Origin of the sequence: Actinomyces sp. HMSC075C01 (genome assembly GCF_001812965.1) — a bacterium.
Lineage (GTDB): Bacteria > Actinomycetota > Actinomycetes > Actinomycetales > Actinomycetaceae > Actinomyces > Actinomyces acetigenes.
The window spans coordinates 1-1,971 of the sequence record NZ_KV811026.1 but is presented as its reverse complement, the minus strand read 5'-3'; the positions used below and the strand labels follow the sequence as shown (position 1 = coordinate 1,971).

The 1,971-nt window shown below is 69.2% G+C and carries 3 protein-coding genes and 1 pseudogene; all 4 read right to left on the bottom strand.

The window, feature by feature from the left end; all coding sequences use genetic code 11:
* Positions 1 to 389: FeoB small GTPase domain-containing protein (locus HMPREF2883_RS10355; RefSeq protein WP_176747207.1), on the bottom strand; the 389-nt coding region annotated here is incomplete at its 3' end.
* Positions 386 to 769 (bottom strand): FeoA family protein, encoded by a 384-nt coding sequence (locus HMPREF2883_RS10350; protein ID WP_070661962.1) that lies wholly within the window; start codon positions 767 to 769, stop codon positions 386 to 388. The genes HMPREF2883_RS10350 and HMPREF2883_RS10355, both read right to left, overlap by 4 nt.
* Positions 770 to 1,001: 232 nt before the next feature.
* Positions 1,002 to 1,538, bottom strand: coding sequence for a NifU family protein (locus HMPREF2883_RS10345; RefSeq protein WP_070661950.1), 537 nt, complete (start codon positions 1,536 to 1,538; stop codon positions 1,002 to 1,004).
* An 83-nt stretch (positions 1,539 to 1,621) separates the two neighbouring features.
* A pseudogene (locus HMPREF2883_RS10340) lies at positions 1,622 to 1,971 on the bottom strand (nucleoside recognition domain-containing protein); the annotation flags it as partial.

Genomic DNA, 1,971 nt, shown 5'->3' with positions numbered 1-1,971 from the left:
ATGCCGCGCTGCAGCGTCGTGGCGTCGACGACGACCACGAGGGCGTCGGGAACGGAGACGCCCTGCGAGGTGTCGGTGAGGACGTCGTGGACGATCTGCTCGTCGGGGCTGATCGGGTCCAGGGAGTAGGCGCCCGGCAGGTCCTCGATGGTCAAGCTGGTCTCGCCGATCCGGCAGGTCCCTAGTGACCGCGTCACGGTGACGCCGGGGTAGTTGCCGGTCTTGGCGCGCAGGCCGGTCAGGGCGTTGTAGATGGAGGTCTTGCCGGCGTTGGGAGCGCCTGCCAGGGCGACGCGCGGGGCGTCGGCCACCAGGGTCTTGGAGCTGGAGGATCCGCAGTGGCAGTCGGGGGCGCCGGCGACTTCGGAGTGTGCGCAGTGGTCGCTCATGGGAGCTGCTCCTGACGCTCGGGGGTGGCGGCCTGCTGCCTGGTGAGGGGCTCGACGACGTCGTCCTCGGCCTCGGTGAGGACCTCGACCTGGACCATGCGAGCCTCGTGGCGGCGCAGGCACAGCTCGTAGTCGGCGACGAGATAGACCACCGGGTCGCCCAGCGGGGCGCGGCGCAACGGCGTCACGGTCCGGCCGGGCACGAAGCCCAAGTTGCTCAGCCGCTTGGAGATGGGGTCGTCGGCCGTGTCCTCTTGCAGGCCGATGACCCGGCCGCTAGTTCCCAGACGCAGGTCGGATAAGGACGTGTGCGCGGAAGGCGGGGTGCCACCGGTGCCGACCGGCGTCGTCGTGCCGTGGTGTGAGACTGCAGTCGCCATGTTGCCCTCGGAGCTCCTCGGATCCTTGAGTCTGTTATCGGTCGTGATGCGGGCTTGCGCACCAACCATGACAGTCTAAGGTAAGGCTTTGCTATCTTCAGGTTCTTGAGGTGTCTCCGACACAGATCAGGGGACAGGGTCCACGTCCGCAACGCGCCGAGCCGGGCATTTTTCGCGTAGCCCTACAGAAAAACGGTGGAGCTACGCGAAAAATGCCCGGCTCGGGGAAGAATTACTCATCGACCCGGCGGACCTTGACCAGCCAGGGGCAGCGACGCCGCAGCAGGTGCTCGAAGCGCGCGTGCATCGTGATCTCCGCGGCCGGGCAGTGGTCGCAGGCCCCCTCCATGGCGATCTCGACGACGCCGTCGCGCACCGAGTGCACCACGAGCGCTCCCCCGTGGCTGTTGACGAAGGTCCCCAGGGAGCCGTCGGCGATCTGTCGGGCGGCGGCCTCCAGGGCGTCGTCGGGGCCGGAGGCGCGGGCGGTGGCGGCGCCCTTCCACGACTTCGGGGCGCCCAGGGCGTCGACCAGCGCGGATCGCACCCGGGCCCCCTCCGTGTGCCAGTCGTGGCCGGTTCCCAGGAGGGTGAGCACCCCGCCGCCGTCGACCCTCACCGAGCGCAGGGTGCCGTCGTCCATGAGCTCCTGGAGAAGCGCCGGGGCCTGGGCGACTTCCCCGGTGAAGGGCAGCAGGCCGTCGGGAATGACCCATCGCAGCACGTCGGGGTCCGGCGTGGTTGTCGGGTGCGTGGGAACGACGGGCACGGCCGCCTCACCTCTCCTGCTGTCCGGGGTGCCCCCACCGTCGGTGGGGGCACCGTCCTGGTTGCTGCTTCGTTCTGCTCCGCCTACATGAAGGCTGCCACGAGTGCGCGGCTGAGGGCCGCCATGATCCAGGCGGTGGCGAACATGTAGGTGTAGGCGATGATCGGCCACTTCCAGGTGCCGGTCTCGCGGCGCATCGCACCGGCTGTGGCCATGCACTGCAGGGCGTAGACGAAGAACACGAGGATCGCGATGACGGTGGCCGGGTTGAACAGCTGGTCGCCGGCCTTGTTGGTCAGGGTGTCCTGCTGGTAGGTCATTGTGGCCAGGTGGGCGGTGGGCTCCTCGGGGTCCTCGGCGGCGGCGATCTGTCCGAGGGTGGCCACGAAGGTCTCGCGGGCCGCCAGTGAGGACAGGGTGGCGACGTTGATGC